Genomic DNA, 17,433 nt, shown 5'->3' on the forward strand with positions numbered 1-17,433 from the left:
CCCAAGCCGAAACCCGAATCGCCCTTATCGAAGGACAGACGGTTTCGGCAAGAGGTGCAAAGCAGTTTATAAGAGCTAACTTATTAAACTCTTGCTTATTCATAAACGGCTTCGTCGCCTGAAGGAAGGACGAAGCTTTATTGCGCGATCGGTTAGAGAAACCTTCCGAGCGCCAGTCCGACGACGGCAAACAACAGGCCCACCGACCAAAACGTCGTGACGACTTTCCACTCCGACCAGCCCGACAGCTCGAAATGATGGTGGATCGGGCTCATTTTGAAGATCCGCTTGCCGCGCAGCTTAAACGAGCCTACCTGCAGGATGACGGACAGCATCTCCAGCACGAACACGCCCCCTATAATAATGAGCAGCAGCTCCGTCTTCGTCAAAATCGCGACGGCCGCAAGCCCGCCGCCGATCCCGAGCGAACCCGCGTCGCCCATAAACACCTTGGCCGGGTGGGCGTTGTACACAAGGAACCCGAGCACCGCCCCGATCATCGCCGCCGAAAAAACCGCGGATTCGTTCGCCGATACGTGCAGGGCGACGATCGCAAACGCGCCGAACGCGACGGCGCTTGTTCCCGCAAGAAGACCGTCCACACCGTCGGTGAAATTCACCGCGTTGCTCGTCCCGAACATAATGATGATGACAAACAAATAATAAAACCATCCGAGATCGACGCCCCACGAAGTGCCGGGAACCGTAATTTCGGTGCTGTGATCCATGTTGTACAGCATGACGCATACGATAACGGAAAACAGCAGCTGCCCGAGCAGCTTCTGGCCGGCCGTCAGCCCAAGCGAGCGCTTGAATACGATTTTAATATAATCGTCGAGAAAGCCGACCAGCCCGAAGCCTAGCGATGCCGTCAGCAGCACCCAGAAATCGTCCGTCCTGCCGGAAAATTTCAGGAACGCGACCAGCATCGCAAGCATGATGATAATGCCGCCCATGGTGGGCGTTCCCTGTTTCTTCAGATGGCTTTGCGGCCCTTCCGTGCGGATTTGCTGCCCGAACTTCAGCCGCCTCAGAAGCGGGATGAACAGTGGTCCGAGCAATACCGCTAGCAAAAAGGAAGCTCCGATCGTAAAAAAGATGACCATCATGTCCATGTTTCGTTACCTCGCTTCCAATACCTGTACGATTTGTTCCATGCGCATGCCGCGCGAGCCTTTCACGAGCACCAGATCGTCCGGCGCAAGCTCGCTCTTCAGCCAGCCGGCAAGCTCGCCCTGATCGTCGAAATGCTTGACCCGCTCGCCGGCATCGGCCCCGAACGACTCTCTTGCCCCATCCGCGGTATGCCGGGACAACGGGCCGAACGCGACCAGCCTATCCGCTTTGGCGGGCGTCACGTACTCCCCGATTTCGCGGTGCAGCTTCGCTTCTTCGGGACCAAGCTCCAGCATGTCGCCGAGCACGATCCATTTGCGGCGGAAGCCCTGCAGCTGCGCCACCAGATCAATGGCCGCTCTTACGGCCGTCGGATTGGCGTTGTACGCGTCGTTCAGAATCATCGCGCCATTATATGCGGCGGTCGGCTCGATGCGCATTCCGGTCAGCGTCAGCCCCTTGGACAATCCTTCCGCCGTTTCTTCTTCGGTCAGCCCGAACGATCGGGCGACGGCGACGGCCGCAAGGGCGTTGCTGACGTTATGCTGGCCGGGAACCGGAATGACGATTTCCGACTCCGAGTCCCAGCTATCCGTACGCCGGACGCCGAACGCGGAAGACGTCGCGCCAATCGTCATGCGGGAAGGCGACCAGTCGTTCCGTTCGGACAAGCCGAACGTGCCCGTGCGGCTTCCCGGCGGCAAGCTTAACCGCGGGACGCCTTCCCTGAGCAGCGGCTCGTCGCCGTTGTACAGAAGCAAGCCGCCGTCCCGAAGCCCCGCGGCGATTTCCAGCTTCGCCTTCGCAATGCCTTCGCGCGAGCCCAGCTGCAGCAGATGGGCGTCGCCTATATTCGTAATGACGGCGATGTCGGGCCTTGCGATCTTCGTCAGCAGCTCGATTTCCCCGAAGCCGCTCATGCCCATCTCCAGCACGGCCGCGTCGACCGTCTCGTCCAATTGGAGCACCGTAAGCGGCAGCCCGATATGGTTGTTCAGATTGCCGGCCGTTTTATGAACGCGAAGCTTCTTGGACAACACGGCCGCGACCATATCCTTCGTCGTCGTCTTGCCGTTGGACCCGGTAATGCCGACCACCTTGACCGGCAGCTCCGCGCGGTACGCCGCAGCCAGCCGCTGCAGCGCCGCGAGCGTATCGTCCACGAATACGAGCGGCGCGCCGTCCAGATCCGCCGGCACCTCCTTGGACCGCTGCCAGAGCGAGGCCGCGGCGCCTTGGGCAATCGCTGCCCCCGCGTAATCGTGCCCGTCGAAACGCTCGCCGACGAGCGGGACGTAAAGCGATCCCTTCTCGAGCTGGCGTGTGTCCTTGCCTACACCGGCTATTTGGATGTCCGCATGCGCCGGGGAGCACTCTCCTCCGCACATGGCGGCGATTTGTTCTAATCGGCGTTTAATCAATGTAACAATCCCCTTATCGCTTCTTTGGCCACGAGCCTGTCGTCGAACGGATGCGTCACGGTTCCGATAATTTGATACGTTTCATGACCTTTTCCCGCAATCAATACTACATCCCCCGGGCTTGCCTTTTCAATCGCTTTTTCAATGGCGGAGCGGCGGTCGACGATCAGCTCGTAACGGTCCTCCGGCACGCCGTCTTGGGCGAGTCCGGCTTTAATGTCCTGCAAAATAAGCGCGGGATCTTCCGTCCGCGGATTATCGGACGTTACGAAGACGTAATCGGCATATTGCGCCGCGATCCGGCCCATAATCGGGCGTTTCTTCCGGTCGCGGTCCCCGCCGCAGCCGAATACGCAGAACAGCCGCTCGGGCGCAAGCTCCTTCACCGCCTTCAGCACGTTCTCCAAGCCGTCCGGCGTATGCGCGTAATCGACGATGACCGCAAACGGCTGCCCTTCGTTCACCGGCTCCACGCGGCCGGGCACGCCGGAAACCGCTTCGAGGCTCGCCTTGATGCGCTCCACCGGAATGCCCTCGATCAAAGCGGCGGTTATGGCGGCAAGCGCGTTGTACACGTTGAACTTGCCTACCATTTGCAGCGTCAGCTCGGCGTCGCCGCGGAACGACCGCAGCGTAAAGGACGTGCCGCGGGACGTAATCCGGATATGCTCGGCGCGAACGTCCGCACCGTTCTCGATGCCGTAGGTCAGCACCTCGGCGGCGGTTGCCTTGGCGAATTGCTCGCTGACGGGGTCGTCCGCGTTCAGCACCGCGTACGACCGTTCATCCGGGGAGGAAGCGTACTCGTTGCCGAGGCGGGAGAAGAACAGCTCCTTCGCCGCCGCGTATTTCTCCATCGTCTGATGGTAATCGAGATGATCCTGGGTCAAGTTCGTAAAGATGGCGGTCCGGAACCGGCAGCCTTTGACGCGGCCTTGCTCCAGCGCATGCGAGGACACTTCCATCGCGACCGCCTTCGTCCCCGCTTCCTTCATCTCGGCCAAATATTGCTGCAGGCCCAGCGCCTCCGGGGTCGTGCCGGACATCGGCAGCGTCTTGCCCGCATAACGGGCTTCGATCGTGCCGATGACGCCGGCCGGATAACCGTTATCGTTCATAATCCGTTCAATCAAATATGTAGTCGTCGTTTTGCCGTTTGTGCCGGTAACGCCGATCAGCTTCATATGACGGCTCGGATGGCCGTAGTAATGGTCCGCGATCACCGCCATGGCAAGGCGGCTGCTCGCGACGATCAGCTGCGGAACGTCAAGATCAAGCTTCCGCTCCGCGACGATGGCCGCCGCCCCGCGCTCCAGCGCCTGCGGCGCATAATCGTGGCCGTCGACCGTATGGCCCGGCAAGCAGATGAACAAATCACCCTCCTTGACCTTGCGCGAATCGACCTCCACGCCCGTGACGGACGTCTTATCGTCGCCGTACAGCTTTGCCGTAATGAGCAGCTTCGATAGTTCGCCTAATTGCATCGTAATTGTCTCCCTTCGTCCTTACGCGCCGCAATTCCCAACTATAACCATTATGGTCAATGGGAGTGCGTTGTATCATCGCCGGCACCCAAATAAATGCGGATGGTCGAACCTTTCGGAACGCGTTCCCCCGCGGCGGGTGCTTGCCGAATAACCGTACTTCCGGAGCCGGCAGATGTCAAGTTAAAATTCATGTTCATATCCTCATAAATGTCGGATACGGTTTTGCCGACGAGATTCGGAACCGTAACGTACGGAGCCTCGCCCAGCTTGTATTTCTTGTTGAGTTGGCCCGTCCGTTTCGGCACCTCTAATACTTCTAATGCATCGGCCATCATGCTCCGCACGATCGGAGCCGCCACGACGCCGCCGAATTGGATTCCTTGCGGATTGTCGACCGCCACGTAAATGACGACCTTCGGATCGTCGGCCGGCGCGAACCCGATGAACGACACGATATGCTCGTTCGCCGAATATTTGCCGTTAACGACTTTCTGGGCGGTACCGGTTTTGCCGCCGACCCGGTAGCCGTCGATGAAGGCGTTGCCGCCCGTGCCGTTCGCGACGACGCTCTCGAGCGCTTCCCGCACCTGCTTCGACGTCTCCTCCGAGATGACTTGCCGGACCGCTTGCGGCTGAACCGCCTGAACCGTCTCGCCGGTTGCGGAATTAATGAAAGCCTTGGCCACATGCGGCTTATACAAGGTGCCTCCGTTAATGGCCGCGGACACCGCCGTAATCTGCTGGATCGGCGTCACCGATACGCCTTGCCCGAACGCCGTCGTCGCCAGCTCGACCGGACCGACCTGGTTCAGCTTGAACAGAATCCCGTTCTCTTCGCCGTACAGGTCGATGCCGGTTTTTTTGCCGAAGCCGAAATTGTGAATGTATTCGAACAGCTTTTCCTTGCCCAGCCGCTGGCCCAGCGTGACGAAGCCGGGGTTGCACGAGTTTTCGACTACCTGGAGGAACGTCTGGCTGCCGTGACCGCCTTTCTTCCAGCAGCGCAGCCTGGCGCCGCCGACCTCGATCGCGCCGGGATCGTAAAACATTTCGTGCTTCAAATTCACCTTTTTTTCCTCAATGGCAGCCGCCAGCGTTATAATTTTGAACGTCGAACCGGGCTCGTACGTCATCCAGATGGGCAGGTTGCGGTTGTACGTCTCGCTAGGAAACGCCTGATAATTGCCCGGCTCGTACGTCGGCCTGCTGGCCATGCCGAGTATTTCTCCCGTATTCGGGTCCATCGCGATCGCAATCGCCCCGTCCGGCTTGAGCGCGGTCATCGCCTGATCCAGCTCCCTTTCCATCGAAGCCTGGATTTGCTTGTCGATCGTAAGCTGCAGCGTCAAGCCGTCCTTCGGCTCCGTATACGTATCGGACGAATTCGGCATCTGCTGCCCGCGCGCGTCCGACAGAAACGAAACGCTGCCGCGAACGGCTTTGAGCATGCTGTCGTATCGCTTCTCGACGCCGGTCAATCCGCCGTCCACGCCCGTAATGCCGATCACCTGCGCCGCCAAATTTCCGAATGGGTAAAAACGTTTGTTATCCTCCGCCACCACGATGCCGGGCAACGCCAAAGCGCGCACCTGCTCGGCCTTTTGCAGCGTCATTTTGCGGCCGCCGGGCTTCAGCTCGACGATCATCTGCTTCGTTGAGATTTGCTTCAAAAGCGTATCCTTGTCCATGCCCAGAATGACGGACAGCTTCTCCGCCGTCGCCTCGCGGTCCTTCACTTGGGCCGGAATCGCCCATACGGTCGGGGAACTTACGTTGTAAGCGAGCTTCACCCCGTTCCGGTCCTGAATTTCGCCGCGCTTGCCCATATAAGGAATGTTCCGCCGCCAGGAATCTTCCGCTCTCTCCGCGATTTCGCCGCCTTTCCACAGCTGGACATAAGCGAGGCGCACGATCAAGGAAATAAAAGCGACGATCGCAATGATTAATGCGATCAGCAGCCGCCGCCGCAACGTTACGCCCGATACTTTCATTCCGCTCCCCCTCCGTTTCTTTGCTGCAGACGAGCATACGCTCATTCCCAGACTATTCATCGCAAAAGGGGGATAGAACAAGCTATATAAGTTGAACCTGATAATCGACGGCCATTCCATTCCGAAAGGAATTCTCTTGCCGCTTCAGACATCTTGTTTTAAGCTTCTTTCTTTCAATGGCAAGACGCATTTGTTCAACTTAAAATTCCGTTATTCCGCAGGCTCCTCGCTCTGCGATGCTTCCGCGTCTTCCGATTCCGGCGGAGAAGCCGATTGCGAAGGAGGAGCCAACACGATTTTCAGTACGCGCTGGCCGTTTTTCTTCTCTTCCTTCTGGCTGACGACATACCCTTCGCCTTCCGTCTCCAGCAGCAATCCCATGACGGACGCCACTTCAACCGCGTCGCGCAAGGAAGCCCCGGTCAAATCCGGCACTTTCAGCGACTCCTGCTTCTCGGTAATGAGATAAACGCGCTGGCCCGCTTGCACGGCCGACCCTTCGGACGGAATTTGCTGAAGCACCTTCGTGCCTTGGCCGACGACCGTAAAGGTCAACCCCGATTGCGAAAGCTGCGCTTCCGCCTCCTGCAGCGCAAGGCCGTTTACATCGGGAACGGCAACGCCCGCTTCCTTCGGGTCTTCCGTGGCGTCCGCCGCCACCGAGCTTGGCGCAACGCCCATATGCTTCAAGCTTTTATATACGATTTCCTTAAAAGCCGGAGCGGCGACCGCGCCGCCGCCCGCATCCGGATCGTTCGGCTCGTCGACGACGATATAAACGACGATTTTCGGATCGTCTACCGGCGCATAACCGATAAAGGATACGACGAACTTGTCGTCCGAATAACCGCTGCCTACAACCTTCTGCGCCGTGCCCGTTTTACCGGCTACCCGGTAGCCTTCGATGTAGGCGTTGCGCCCCGTTCCGATCTCTTGGTCGGAGACGACCTGCTCCAAATATTCGCCGACCTTCTTCGACGTTTCTTCGGAGATGACCTGCCGAACGAGCTTCGGCTCGATTTGTTGCGTCGTTTTCGTAGCCGGATCGTAAATTTCCTTCACGATTTGCGGCTGCAGCAGCTTGCCGCCGTTAGCGACGGCCGCGACGGCCGCCACCTGCTGGATCGGCGTCACTTGCACCCGCCCTTGGCCGAACGCCGCCGTCGCGACTTCGGACGGATAATTAAAGCGGAAGTTGATCGTCCCGGCCGCTTCGTTCCCGAGGGCGATGCCCGTTTTGGCCCCAAAGCCGAAGCCGGTAATATAGTCGTACAGCTTCTGCGCTCCCAAGGCTTGGCCCAGTTTGACAAACGCAACGTTACTGGAGCGCTTCAGCCCTTCCAGATAGGAGATGTTGCCCCACCCGCCGCGTTTGATGTCCCGAATCTCGTAGCCGCCTACCCAGATGCTGCCCGACTGGTAGCTGTCGTTCGGATTGAACAGCCCTTCCTGCACCGCGGCGGCCAGCGTCACGATTTTAAAGGTAGAGCCCGGCTCGTACAGCGATTTGGTCGCATGGTTGTAAAAATTTTCATAATTATAATTCCAGTAATCGTTTGGATTATAGGTCGGCAAGTTCGCCATCGCCAAAATTTCCATCGTGTTCGGGTCGGCGGCGATCGCCGTTATGCTCTTAGGCTGGTACTTATCATAAACCTCCTTAATCGCTTCCTCCACGTAATCTTGAATGTCGCCGTCAATCGTCAGCTTTATGTTCTGGCCGTCCTTCGCCGGCGTATATTCCACCTCGCCTTCCGCAAGCTGCACCCGCTTGCCGTCCTTCAAATATTTCAGCTTCCCGTCCGTGCCGGACAGCTGCTCGTCGAAATAAGCCTCGACGCCCGTTATGGCTTCCCCTTCTTTGCTTATGTACCCGATCAGCTGCGAAGCCATAGTCCCTTTCGGATAATAGCGCTTCTGGTCGTTAATCAGCAGGATCCCGACGTTTTTGCTGTCTGTTTTCTTTTCCAGCTCGTCGCTTAAAGCCGTAATTTTGTCGGCCGTCTCCTTGTCGATTTTCCAGCCCTCGGGGCGGACTTCGCGCTGCGCGTAATATTCGCCTTTTTCGTTTTTGGCGGTTACAAGCGACATCAGCTCCGACTCCGGCTTGCCCAAAATATCGTGAAGCCCGGCTACGATCTCGTCTTCAATGCCAAGCCCCGCAATGACCTCCGGCTGAACGGCGACCGTATATGCGACCGAATCCATCGCCAGAACGTTGCCGTCGCGGTCGGTAATGGTGCCCCGCTTCGCGTCGATCGTTTCCGAAGCGGCCCAGCGGTCTTTGGCCATTTCCAGCCAGTCGTCGCCTTTTACGACCTGCACCCAAAAAATACGGCTGATGAGAACGGCAAAAAGGAGGGTCATCACCCCTCCAAACAGCAGCGTACGCAATCGAATTCTTCTGCTCATCCCGATCACCTTGTATTCATGGCGGATGTTGCCTCATCCTTGCCTGGATTCACCGTTATGTCGCCGTCCATCGTGCTGACCATGCCTTGCGCTTCGGCCATCTGCCGGATGCGTTCCGGATTGCTAAGCGTTTCGACTTGTTTCTCCAACTCTTTCAGCTCGATGCTGATGGAGTTGTATTCGTTTTTCATTTGTTTGATTTCGAGATTCATATGGTAAATTTGAGCATAGCGAAAAATAATGACGCCCGCTACGATGACGCACACCGCGATCGAGAGCATCCACAGCAGCTTCTCCCGCGTCGGTATCGGGTTTTTCTTGACCACAACCTTTCTCGTCTCGCGATAGGCGGGCTGCCGGTCGTTTTTCTTTTTGGGCTGCAGCGCCAAATTCCCGTTTGTCGTATAAGCCATGCCGTCCCCTCCTTCATTAACGTTTTAAAAACATTTCCGGTCGTAACAGCCCGTCTACAGCTTCTCCGCCACCCGGAGCTTGGCCGAACGCGAACGCGGGTTCATCTCCAGCTCTACTTCGCTCGGCACGATCGGCTTGCGGGTGACGAGCTTCAGCGTCCCTTCGTTGCCGCATACGCATAACGGAAAATCGGGCGGGCAGGTGCATTTTGCGACATGATCGGCAAACGTCTGCTTGCATATCCGGTCCTCCAGCGAATGGAACGTGATGACCGACACCCGTCCCCCGGGTGCGAGGCACCGGATCGCTTGCTCCAGCGCTTCCTCTTCTGCGCCAAGCTCGTCGTTGACCGCGATGCGCAGCGCCTGAAACGAACGCTTTGCCGGATGCGGGCCCGTCCTTCTCGCCGCGGCCGGAATGGCCGACTTGATCAGCTCGACCAGCTCTCCCGTCGTCGCGATCCGCGCTTTGGCTCTCGCTTGCCCGATAGCCCGGGCGATTTGTCTGGCGAATTTTTCTTCGCCGTAAACGGATAAGATGCGGGCAATTTCCCGCTCGTCCCATTCGTTGACGATTTCTTCGGCCGTCAATAAAGTGTCGCGGTCCATCCGCATATCAAGCGGAGCGTCGTGATTGTAGCTGAAGCCGCGTTCCGCTTCGTCGAGCTGCGGGCTCGAAACGCCCAAATCGAACAAAACGCCGTCGACCTGCGGCACGCCGTCCTTGACCGGAACGCCGGCCCCGCGCAGCTCCGCTTCCAAATAACGAAAGTTGCTTTTGATCAGCGTAACTTTATCCATATAGGGAGCAAGCCGCACACGCGCATTGTCCAGCGCCAAATCATCCTGGTCGAAAGCGATCAAACGCCCCCCGTCGCCGAGCTTGGACGCGATTCTTTCGCTATGGCCCGCTCCTCCAAGCGTACAATCGACGTAGATGCCGTCCGGCTTGACCGCCAGACCGTCCACCGCTTCCTCCAACAGCACTGTTATATGCTGAAACATGTAATAGCCCTCCCGTTCTTGATGCGCGTCCTAGAAGTTAAAATCGAAATCGACCAGCTTCTCGGCGATTTCGTTAAAGGTTTGCTCCGACTGCTCGTAGTAGCTGCTCCACGTCTCTTTGCTCCATATTTCGACGCGGCTCGATACGCCGAGCACCATGCAATCCTTATCCAGCTTGGCATATTCTCTCAAATGAGCCGGTATATTTACCCTTCCCTGTTTATCCAGCTCGCATTCGGTCGCGCCGGAGAAGAAGAATCGGGTAAACGCCCGCGCGTCCGACTTCATAAGCGGCAGCGTCTTCAGCTTCTGCTCAAGCACGGCCCATTCGTTCATGGGGTAAACGAACAAACAGTTGTCCAAACCTCTGGTGGCGATAAAAGAAGCTCCGAGTCCTTCGCGGAATTTGGACGGAATAATGAGGCGGCCTTTGTCGTCAATGCTATGTTGATATTCGCCCATAAACATCGGACCGCTCCACCTCTCCCCCCAAATTCACCACTTCGCTCCACTTTTCCCCACTTGACTAGAGTACTTCGCCACCTAAAATAAAAATCCTTCTTTATGAGAAGGATTTTTAGAAAATATTTCACGAGGTTAAAAATCATTTGAACAAAGAAACGATCAGCTTCGCCGCCAGCTTTGCCGTACGGCCGCCTCTTCCGTCCAGAAGCGGATTGACCTCTACCGCGTCCATCGACGTAATCCGGCCCGCGCGGCGCAGCACGCCGAAAGCGGCATACGCTTCGTGCGAAGTCAACCCCTCCGGCACCGGCGTTCCGGTACCCGGCGCCTCAAGAGGATCCACGCTGTCGATATCGAAGCTGAAATGAACGCCGTCCGCGCCGTTTCCGGCGATATGAAGCGCCTCCAGCATGACGCGCTCGATTCCCCTCTCCCGGATTTCCTTCATGGCGAACAACCGGATGCCCGCTTCCCGGATTAGTTCCTTCTCTCCCGGATCGATGTCCCGCGCCGCCACGATCGCCATCCGTTCCGGCCGCAGCGGCATGGCGCCGCGCCATACGTCCGCAAGCTTAAGCCGGCTCCGGTTCAAGCCTACGGCAAGCGGAATGCCGTGCATGTTCCCGGACGGACTGGTCAGCTCCGTGTTCAGATCGGCATGAGCATCGAACCAGATGACGCCCAGCTTGCGGTAATGCGAGGCCAATCCCGCCAGCGAGCCGATCGCAATGCTGTGATCGCCGCCGATTACAAGCGGAAACCTGCCCTGCTTTGCGGCTTCCGCCGTTTCCTTCGCCAGAAGCATATTGATCGCCAGAACCTCGGCTTCATGCTTCATTCCTTCCGGCCCGCCGTTCGCTCCGGAACGGAATGCGCAGCCCGCATCGCCCGGCTTTCCCCCGGAGTCTCCGCTTCGATCGACCGGAGCCGGAGCGCCGAAGACGGCCGATGATCGTTTGGAACGAACGGCACCGCCGTCCGCTTCGATAATCCGATGGCGGACGCGCCGGCCCGAAGCCCGCAGCCTATGCAGCAAATTTTCCGCCACGACGGCCTCGGGACCGTGCTCGCTACCGCTTACGCCTGCGCCAAGGCCAAAAGGCACCGACAACACTTCCACATCCCGCTCCATTGCTAGTGCCTCCTCATGAAGTACTGGAGTGGTAGTAAAGGAAAGTTGAATCAATCCCGCCGTTTCCAAAAAAAACTGCCGTCCCTTCAGGATATGCACCTGAAAGAACGGCAGTGCCGCTTCTATTTCCAGCTGTCCAGATATGCCTTCTGCTCTTCGGAAAGCTCGTCGATCGAGATGCCCAGCGACTCCAGCTTAAACCTCGCCACTTGCTCGTCCAGCTCGTACGGAACGTTCACGACCTCGCGGGACAGCTTGTCGTAGTTTTCGTTTACGTATTTCAGGCCAAGCGCCTGAAGGGCAAACGTCGTGTCCATAATTTCGGCCGGATGGCCGTCTGCGGCGGCCAGATTGACCAGCCGTCCTTCCGCCAGCAGATACAGGCTTCGACCGTCCTTCATCCGGTATTGCTCGATGTTGCGGCGAACGGTCCGCACCTCCGCCGCCATCGCCGCCAAGTCCGGCTTATTGACCTCGACGTCGAAATGGCCCGCGTTGGCCAGAAGGGCGCCGTCTTTCATCACGGCATAATGCTCGCCGCTTATGACGCTGCGGTTCCCGGTAGCCGTAACGAATATTTCCCCGATTTTGGCCGCTTCCAGCATCGGAAGGACCGCAAACCCGTCCATGTAGGCTTCCACGGCGCGGATCGGATCCACCTCCGTCACGACGACGCTCGCGCCAAGCCCCTTCGCGCGCATCGCGATCCCTTTGCCGACCCAGCCGTATCCGACGACGACGACCGTTTTGCCGGAAACGACCAGATTCGTCGTCCGGATGATGCCGTCCCATGCCGACTGTCCGGTGCCGTAGCGGTTATCGAACAAATATTTGCAATAAGCGTCGTTGACCGCCACCATCGGGAACTTCAGAATGCCTTCCTTCTGCAGCGCCTTCAGCCGAATAATGCCGGTCGTCGTTTCTTCCGCGCCGCCGCGAATATTAACCGCCAGCTCCGGATGCTCCCCGTGCAAAATCGACGCAAAATCGGAGCCGTCGTCGATGATCAAATCCGGTTTCGATTCCAGCGCCTTCAAGATGAGCCGCTTGAACTCGTCCATTCCCGGATTATGCTTCGCATAGACGGTAATGCCATCCTCCACGAGCGCCGCACACACATCGTCCTGCGTAGAAAGAGGGTTGCTGCCGGTAATGGTCACCTCCGCCCCTCCGGCCTGTATCACTTTGGCCAGATAAGCCGTTTTGGCTTCCAGGTGAAGGCATATCGATACTTTCAGCCCTTTGAACGGCTGTTCCCGCTCGAATTGCTCGCGGATCCGGTTCAATACCGGCATATGAGCGCTCGCCCAATCGATCTTCAAATGCCCTTCCGGCGCAAGCGACATATCCCGGACGACGCTGTTTTCAAGTGCGTTCATTCTAATCCTCCCGTGACAGATATACTAGATAATGGTTTCCGGAACAGTCGAACGGCAGTTCGAGCAGCTTCTCGATCAGTCCGAAGCCGAAACGGTTCAAATAGACGGTACAGTTCAGCACCCGCTCCTGGGGCTTGCCGTCCGGGCGCAGCGACGTATGAATCCGGTCCAGCTGACGGATGGAAGCCTCGTATTGCTTCGCGAATGCATCCTTCGTCCGCGCTTCCAGAAATTCGATCTGCTCCACGATTTTCTGCCGGTTCGTTTCGCCAAGCTTCGCAAGGCCCGGCTGCACCGAGGCCGCAAGGCCGACGATCGGCTCGTAAAGCTCGTTGAAAGCATTCTTAACGCTAGCAAACCGGTCTTCGATGGCCAGATTGTCCTGCTCCTTCAGCCAAGCTTCCTTACGCTCTTCAAACCGGAAGGATACGTCTTCGAACGAAAGGCCGTATTTGGCCATATGCTTGTCGACGGTGCCTTCCACCAGCGTATACGACATCCGCGGCAGTACGATCGGCATCTCCATGCCAAGCGTGCGGAAAGCATCGCCCGTCGTTCCCCAATAAGCGATCTCCCCCGGACCAAGCACGGTCGCCAGTACAGGCAGCACGTAGTCCTGCATAAGCGGCCGGGTCAGCACGTTGTTGCTGAACCGGTCCGGCTGTTCCGCCGCGAGTTGCTTCAGCTGCTCCGCGCTCCACGACGAAATGCCTTTCCGATCCTGGTACAAGCCGTCCTTCTTGTATAGCAGCGTCCGCTCATCGCTTTCGGGCTGAAACAGGAACAAGTTGGCGCTTCCCGCCACGACGTCGGCCTGGAGCGGATACCCGTACGACGTCATCCGTTCGGCCGCGGCAGCATAAGCCTGCTCCAGATCGTCGTTGCGCTCCAGAATGCGTCCGAACATCGGCGCCTCCAGCCGCCGCAGCGAACGGTCGTCCGCATCGATCAGCACGAGTCCTTGCTCGCTGAACAGCGATGCCAGCAAGTTCGCGAACTGATCCGACAGCGTGGCGGCCCCTTCCGACGCTTCCCGGAGCCGCTCCAGCAAGCCCTCCTTAAACTCGGAATGCGGCAGGGCTTGCTCCAGCTCTTCCAGCGCCTCCCGCCAGCTTTCTTCGCCGAGCGTCGTCCGGCTTACCGAGGTCCGCGGCCCTTCCGGGCGCTGAACCGAAATTTTGCGCAAGCTTTGCTCGCCGGTCATGATCCAGGCATGGTTCGCTTCGTCCCAATCGTGATCCTCCCCGGCGATCCAGAACACGGGAACGACGGTCGCGCCAAGCTTCCGCGAAGCGTGCCGGGCGGCTTGAATGATGGTCACCGCTTTATGGATGACCATCATCGGCCCCGTCCACAATCCGGCCTGCTGCCCGCCGACGACGACGGGAGCTCCTTCGGCGATCGCTTTAATCGCAACCATCGCATTCGAATGCGCACGGTGCGCTTCATTATAGGCCCGGAGTACTTCGGCTACGCTTGCGGCATCCGCCCTGGTCTCGGGATGTTCCCGTAGACGCTCCAGCCTCCTGCTCCAATCCTCTTCCCTCTCCGGATGGTAGCCGAACAAGGAATCCAGGTTGGAATCCGTCCGGCGAATATACGCTTCCGTCAAAGGCTGGGCGCTTGGCATTGTATATAATTCTGTTTTCATGGCGCAGCCTAAACCTCCAATTTGTATAAGACCGATTAGTCCTTTTTACTGCCATTCGGCAGCCGTTCGTTTTGATTGTACACAAAGGACGAGCCCGCCGTCAAAACTGAAACGAAAAAAGTTACAATTTTGAATTTAAACATACAACAAGCCGAAACGACTTTATCGCCCTTGTCAAAGGACGAACCGTTTCGGCTTGAAACCTGAGGCGATAAAAAAGAAGAACAGGAACCGGACGATCCGCATATAAGCCGGCGCAATAGTCAGGCTTGGAAAAAGATCGATTTGCCGACGGCCACCGCCATCAGAACAACATAAAGAACGCTCATCATAAAAAAACTCAAACGCCAGACGGCACGAATCACTTTCGCGGCGTCGACTTTTCCCCTTTTGCGGAATTGCGCGTTGCCGAGCAAGCCGCCCCCGATCAGCATCACCAGCATGATGCCGTAAAGGCCAAAGGACCCGTTAAACAGATGATTAAACAATACGGCCACGCAGCCGATCAAAAGCCCGGTCGTAATGTCCATTGCAAGCCGGAACGCTTTTTTGCGGTCATCCGAAAAAAAGGAATATCCGTAATAGATCAAAAGAAAGGGAATAACCGGTATGACCGCCAGATAGGCGTATAGAGATTTAATCCCCTCCCATAACATTTCCACGCTTGATTCGCCCCTTTTATAATCCGGTTCGTTCGTCTGAGCTGAATGGCGCAAGTCCAAGTACAAGCCCGGTTACCGCTTCATTAAGCGGAGCCCGCAAACCGTGCCGCTCGGCCAACCGGACGACTCCTCCGTTGATCCAGGCAATCTCGGTCTCGCGGCCCGCCCGAACGTCGCTAAGCATCGAGGATACGTTGGCCGAGGTCGCTTCGCAAACGCCCAGCACCTTCTCCCACCCGTTCTCTTGCTTGAATCCGGCCGCCGCCAGCACGTCCGACGTCTCGGCGCACAAGGCCCGCATCAGCCGCAATCGAATCGGATGCCGCGGCAGCTCGCCGTTCTGAACGTCGTAAATGGCGGTTAATGGATTAATAACGGCGTTAATAAGCAGCTTCTGAAAAACGCGATTGTCCATATCTTTCGACAACGCCGCACGAAATCCTGCCGAATTCAGCTTGTCAAGGAACATTTTCTGCCTATTTTCGGCGAGAGTCCCGTCTGACGGATGCGCTGCCGACTCACCGGCGGATCCGATCCATAGCTCTCCCGCCCCGGTATGACGGACCGTGCCCGGGCTTAACCGTCTCGCTCCGTCCGTCGTAACGCCCGCAAGCAAGCGGGCATGCGGCAGCTTCTCCGAAAGGCGCTCCATATGGCCGATGCCGTTCTGCATGCAGACAACGAGGGAGCCTGCGCCTTGCGTCAGGACGGCCAGCTTGTCCAAGAGCCGTCCGTTAATGTCCGGCTGCTTCACGGTGAGCAGCACGACGCTCCCGTCGTCGCGGCCGATGGCGGCGTTATCCGCCGTATCCAAACAGCATGCCCGCACGGCCGCCGATTGTCTTCGTTCTCCGGCTTCCAGCGTAATGCCGTTATCCCTCAATTGCCTCGCCTGCTCTTCCGTACGCGTCCATACCGTTACTTCTTGCCCCGCCAAGGCCAGCTTCGCCGCAAACAGCAAGCCGATCGCGCCGCCGCCCACAATGTCGATTCTCATCTTCTCTCTCCCCGTATCATCTTCTTCCCGCTCTATTATCGCACACCGCCAAAAGCAAAAGAAGCCCGCTGACGGCGGACCTCCCCTTCGTTTCTATTCAATTCGTTCCAAATTGCCGTTTGCGTCCATCTTGAAGCGCGGCTTCGCTTCTTCGTCCTGATTCAATACCGTAAGCCTGCGGGCCCGGTCCATAATTTGAATCAGCGTCTTATAGTCGTCATTTACGGCGCGGTAATCCGTCTGCACGTTATTGACTTCTTTGGACAATTTTTCGTTCTCGGACTGCAGCCGGTAAATCTCGTCTTCCTTCTCTTTCAGTTCCTTCTCATACGCTTTGATTTGCCGGTTCAGCTCCTGATAGGTTGTTTTCCATTGGCGCAAAAACCGGATCACCGTGTCGATCGACAACGTATCTTCCGTTATGGTTACATCCGATTTAAAAGACCTTTCGTCCGTTTCAAAAACAGATAAAGACGAAACATGCGGAACTGCAACCGTCTGTTTTTTTAAATAATTCCTTTTTTGCCGCTGTTGCTTGGCAATTTGAATCGCTTCTTCGTATCTTTTGCGGACGCAGCTGTTCCAGCGGAATCCGCATGCAGCCGAAGTCCTTCCGATTCTTTCTCCTACCTCCTCGAACGCAGCGAGCTGCGTGCTTCCTTCGCGAATATGGCGCAAAGTCACCTCGGCGAGAATCAAATCGTCATCGGGACTCCAAGCATCTTGTCTGACGGCTGTCATAGAGCCAAAACCTCCTAACGTTAAAAGGCGCTTATTTATCTCTATGCCCTTGGTAGAGTTCATAGAATCTATTGGATACTAAATTGTATATCCAATTTTCAATGCGCTCATACCTGTCGCGAGCGAATGGAGGATAGCGGCGGATTCGGGCGCGGCGATGCGCAATTTGTCGGACTTTCGCGAATAAAACGGATGCCTGGAAAAAAAACTAAACCTGCTTTGAAACAATCGGATTTACAGCAATTGGCGTAAGCGCTATAATGAATTTAGAAAAAAACGGCTCTACTGGAAAGGGGGATGTTCATGGCTCGCATGTACCGGGTGCTCGGTTTTATTTGCTTGCTCATCGCGCTGATGGCTTACGCCGGACATATGATCGAATTTTCGATCCTGTTTTTTGTCCAAGCCGCCGCGTTCGTTTTTCTCGGTTACTTAAAATTTACGGAAAGAACATATGTTATGATGTTCTGGGGATATATGATCGTTGCGTTTATCGGCTTCTCCTACTGGTCCGTCTTTGTTTACGACAATCCGTTCTAACCGGTAGCCGGCATTGATCTT

Annotated in this window: 15 protein-coding genes; 1 reads left to right on the top strand and 14 read right to left on the bottom strand. The window is 57.0% G+C overall.

Annotated features, from left to right (window positions below; all coding sequences use genetic code 11):
* Positions 1 to 152 precede the first annotated feature (152 nt).
* The 14 genes from mraY to ACFSW5_RS13070 all read right to left on the bottom strand — a co-directional run bounded on the left by mraY (position 153) and on the right by ACFSW5_RS13070 (position 16,872).
* Positions 153 to 1,115 carry a phospho-N-acetylmuramoyl-pentapeptide-transferase gene (gene mraY, locus ACFSW5_RS13005; protein WP_379273598.1) on the bottom strand — a complete coding sequence of 321 codons (963 nt, stop codon included), beginning with the start codon at positions 1,113 to 1,115 and terminating at the stop codon, positions 153 to 155.
* 6 nt (positions 1,116 to 1,121) lie between these two features.
* Positions 1,122 to 2,537 carry a UDP-N-acetylmuramoyl-tripeptide--D-alanyl-D-alanine ligase gene (locus ACFSW5_RS13010; protein WP_379273600.1) on the bottom strand — a complete coding sequence of 472 codons (1,416 nt, stop codon included), beginning with the start codon at positions 2,535 to 2,537 and terminating at the stop codon, positions 1,122 to 1,124.
* Positions 2,534 to 4,021, bottom strand: a complete 1,488-nt coding sequence (locus ACFSW5_RS13015) for a UDP-N-acetylmuramoyl-L-alanyl-D-glutamate--2,6-diaminopimelate ligase (protein ID WP_379273603.1) — start codon at positions 4,019 to 4,021, stop codon at positions 2,534 to 2,536. The genes ACFSW5_RS13010 and ACFSW5_RS13015 overlap by 4 nt, the downstream gene beginning before the upstream one ends.
* 56 nt (positions 4,022 to 4,077) lie before the next feature.
* The gene (locus ACFSW5_RS13020; RefSeq protein ID WP_379273605.1) at positions 4,078 to 6,015 is read right to left on the bottom strand and encodes a stage V sporulation protein D; all 1,938 of its coding nucleotides are present in this window, start codon (positions 6,013 to 6,015) and stop codon (positions 4,078 to 4,080) included.
* Positions 6,016 to 6,225: 210 nt separating this feature from the next.
* Positions 6,226 to 8,427: a penicillin-binding transpeptidase domain-containing protein gene (locus tag ACFSW5_RS13025; protein WP_379273607.1), complete on the bottom strand. Its 2,202-nt coding sequence runs from the start codon at positions 8,425 to 8,427 to the stop codon at positions 6,226 to 6,228.
* Between the two features lie 5 nt (positions 8,428 to 8,432).
* Positions 8,433 to 8,840, bottom strand: a complete 408-nt coding sequence (ftsL, locus tag ACFSW5_RS13030; RefSeq protein WP_379273609.1) for a cell division protein FtsL — start codon at positions 8,838 to 8,840, stop codon at positions 8,433 to 8,435.
* 54 nt (positions 8,841 to 8,894) lie between these two features.
* On the bottom strand, positions 8,895 to 9,845 hold the full coding sequence (rsmH, locus tag ACFSW5_RS13035; RefSeq protein ID WP_379273612.1) for a 16S rRNA (cytosine(1402)-N(4))-methyltransferase RsmH: 951 nt from the start codon (positions 9,843 to 9,845) through the stop codon (positions 8,895 to 8,897).
* 30 nt (positions 9,846 to 9,875) lie between these two features.
* Positions 9,876 to 10,313 carry a division/cell wall cluster transcriptional repressor MraZ gene (gene mraZ / locus ACFSW5_RS13040; RefSeq protein WP_379273615.1) on the bottom strand — a complete coding sequence of 146 codons (438 nt, stop codon included), beginning with the start codon at positions 10,311 to 10,313 and terminating at the stop codon, positions 9,876 to 9,878.
* A gap of 136 nt (positions 10,314 to 10,449) precedes the next feature.
* A complete protein-coding gene (rocF, locus tag ACFSW5_RS13045) occupies positions 10,450 to 11,442 on the bottom strand; it encodes an arginase (protein ID WP_379273617.1) in 993 nt (330 codons plus the stop codon).
* Between the two features lie 122 nt (positions 11,443 to 11,564).
* The gene (locus tag ACFSW5_RS13050) at positions 11,565 to 12,821 is read right to left on the bottom strand and encodes an adenosylhomocysteinase (protein WP_379273620.1); all 1,257 of its coding nucleotides are present in this window, start codon (positions 12,819 to 12,821) and stop codon (positions 11,565 to 11,567) included.
* A gap of 1 nt (position 12,822) precedes the next feature.
* A complete protein-coding gene (gene bshC, locus ACFSW5_RS13055; protein ID WP_379273623.1) occupies positions 12,823 to 14,472 on the bottom strand; it encodes a bacillithiol biosynthesis cysteine-adding enzyme BshC in 1,650 nt (549 codons plus the stop codon).
* 263 nt (positions 14,473 to 14,735) lie between these two features.
* Complete coding sequence (locus ACFSW5_RS13060; protein WP_379273900.1) at positions 14,736 to 15,128, bottom strand: DUF3397 domain-containing protein; 393 nt, start codon at positions 15,126 to 15,128, stop codon at positions 14,736 to 14,738.
* Positions 15,129 to 15,150: 22 nt separating this feature from the next.
* Complete coding sequence (locus ACFSW5_RS13065) at positions 15,151 to 16,131, bottom strand: ketopantoate reductase family protein (RefSeq protein ID WP_379273625.1); 981 nt, start codon at positions 16,129 to 16,131, stop codon at positions 15,151 to 15,153.
* 93 nt (positions 16,132 to 16,224) lie between these two features.
* Positions 16,225 to 16,872 carry an RsfA family transcriptional regulator gene (locus ACFSW5_RS13070; protein ID WP_379273627.1) on the bottom strand — a complete coding sequence of 216 codons (648 nt, stop codon included), beginning with the start codon at positions 16,870 to 16,872 and terminating at the stop codon, positions 16,225 to 16,227.
* 303 nt (positions 16,873 to 17,175) lie between these two features.
* On the opposite strand from ACFSW5_RS13070, the gene ACFSW5_RS13075 reads away from it, so the two are divergent.
* Positions 17,176 to 17,412, top strand: coding sequence for a DUF2626 family protein (locus ACFSW5_RS13075; RefSeq protein ID WP_379273629.1), 237 nt, complete (start codon positions 17,176 to 17,178; stop codon positions 17,410 to 17,412).
* The last annotated feature ends 21 nt before the right edge of the window (positions 17,413 to 17,433 follow it).

Origin of the sequence: Paenibacillus thailandensis (assembly GCF_042685365.1) — a bacterium.
In the GTDB taxonomy this organism is placed as follows: domain Bacteria; phylum Bacillota; class Bacilli; order Paenibacillales; family Paenibacillaceae; genus Paenibacillus_AP; species Paenibacillus_AP thailandensis.

Excerpts from the sequence above, each read along its gene's own strand:
- mraY (WP_379273598.1), bottom strand. The coding sequence starts at position 1,115 with ATGGACATGATGGTCATCTTTTTTACGATCGGAGCTTCCTTTTTGCTA.
- ACFSW5_RS13015 (WP_379273603.1), bottom strand. The coding sequence starts at position 4,021 with ATGCAATTAGGCGAACTATCGAAGCTGCTCATTACGGCAAAGCTGTAC.
- ACFSW5_RS13020 (WP_379273605.1), bottom strand. The coding sequence starts at position 6,015 with ATGAAAGTATCGGGCGTAACGTTGCGGCGGCGGCTGCTGATCGCATTA.
- ACFSW5_RS13025 (WP_379273607.1), bottom strand. The coding sequence starts at position 8,427 with ATGAGCAGAAGAATTCGATTGCGTACGCTGCTGTTTGGAGGGGTGATG.
- ftsL (WP_379273609.1), bottom strand. The coding sequence starts at position 8,840 with ATGGCTTATACGACAAACGGGAATTTGGCGCTGCAGCCCAAAAAGAAA.
- rsmH (WP_379273612.1), bottom strand. The coding sequence starts at position 9,845 with ATGTTTCAGCATATAACAGTGCTGTTGGAGGAAGCGGTGGACGGTCTG.
- mraZ (WP_379273615.1), bottom strand. The coding sequence starts at position 10,313 with ATGTTTATGGGCGAATATCAACATAGCATTGACGACAAAGGCCGCCTC.
- rocF (WP_379273617.1), bottom strand. The coding sequence starts at position 11,442 with ATGGAGCGGGATGTGGAAGTGTTGTCGGTGCCTTTTGGCCTTGGCGCA.
- ACFSW5_RS13050 (WP_379273620.1), bottom strand. The coding sequence starts at position 12,821 with ATGAACGCACTTGAAAACAGCGTCGTCCGGGATATGTCGCTTGCGCCG.
- bshC (WP_379273623.1), bottom strand. The coding sequence starts at position 14,472 with ATGAAAACAGAATTATATACAATGCCAAGCGCCCAGCCTTTGACGGAA.
- ACFSW5_RS13060 (WP_379273900.1), bottom strand. The coding sequence starts at position 15,128 with ATGTTATGGGAGGGGATTAAATCTCTATACGCCTATCTGGCGGTCATA.
- ACFSW5_RS13065 (WP_379273625.1), bottom strand. The coding sequence starts at position 16,131 with ATGAGAATCGACATTGTGGGCGGCGGCGCGATCGGCTTGCTGTTTGCG.
- ACFSW5_RS13070 (WP_379273627.1), bottom strand. The coding sequence starts at position 16,872 with ATGACAGCCGTCAGACAAGATGCTTGGAGTCCCGATGACGATTTGATT.
- ACFSW5_RS13075 (WP_379273629.1), top strand. The coding sequence starts at position 17,176 with ATGGCTCGCATGTACCGGGTGCTCGGTTTTATTTGCTTGCTCATCGCG.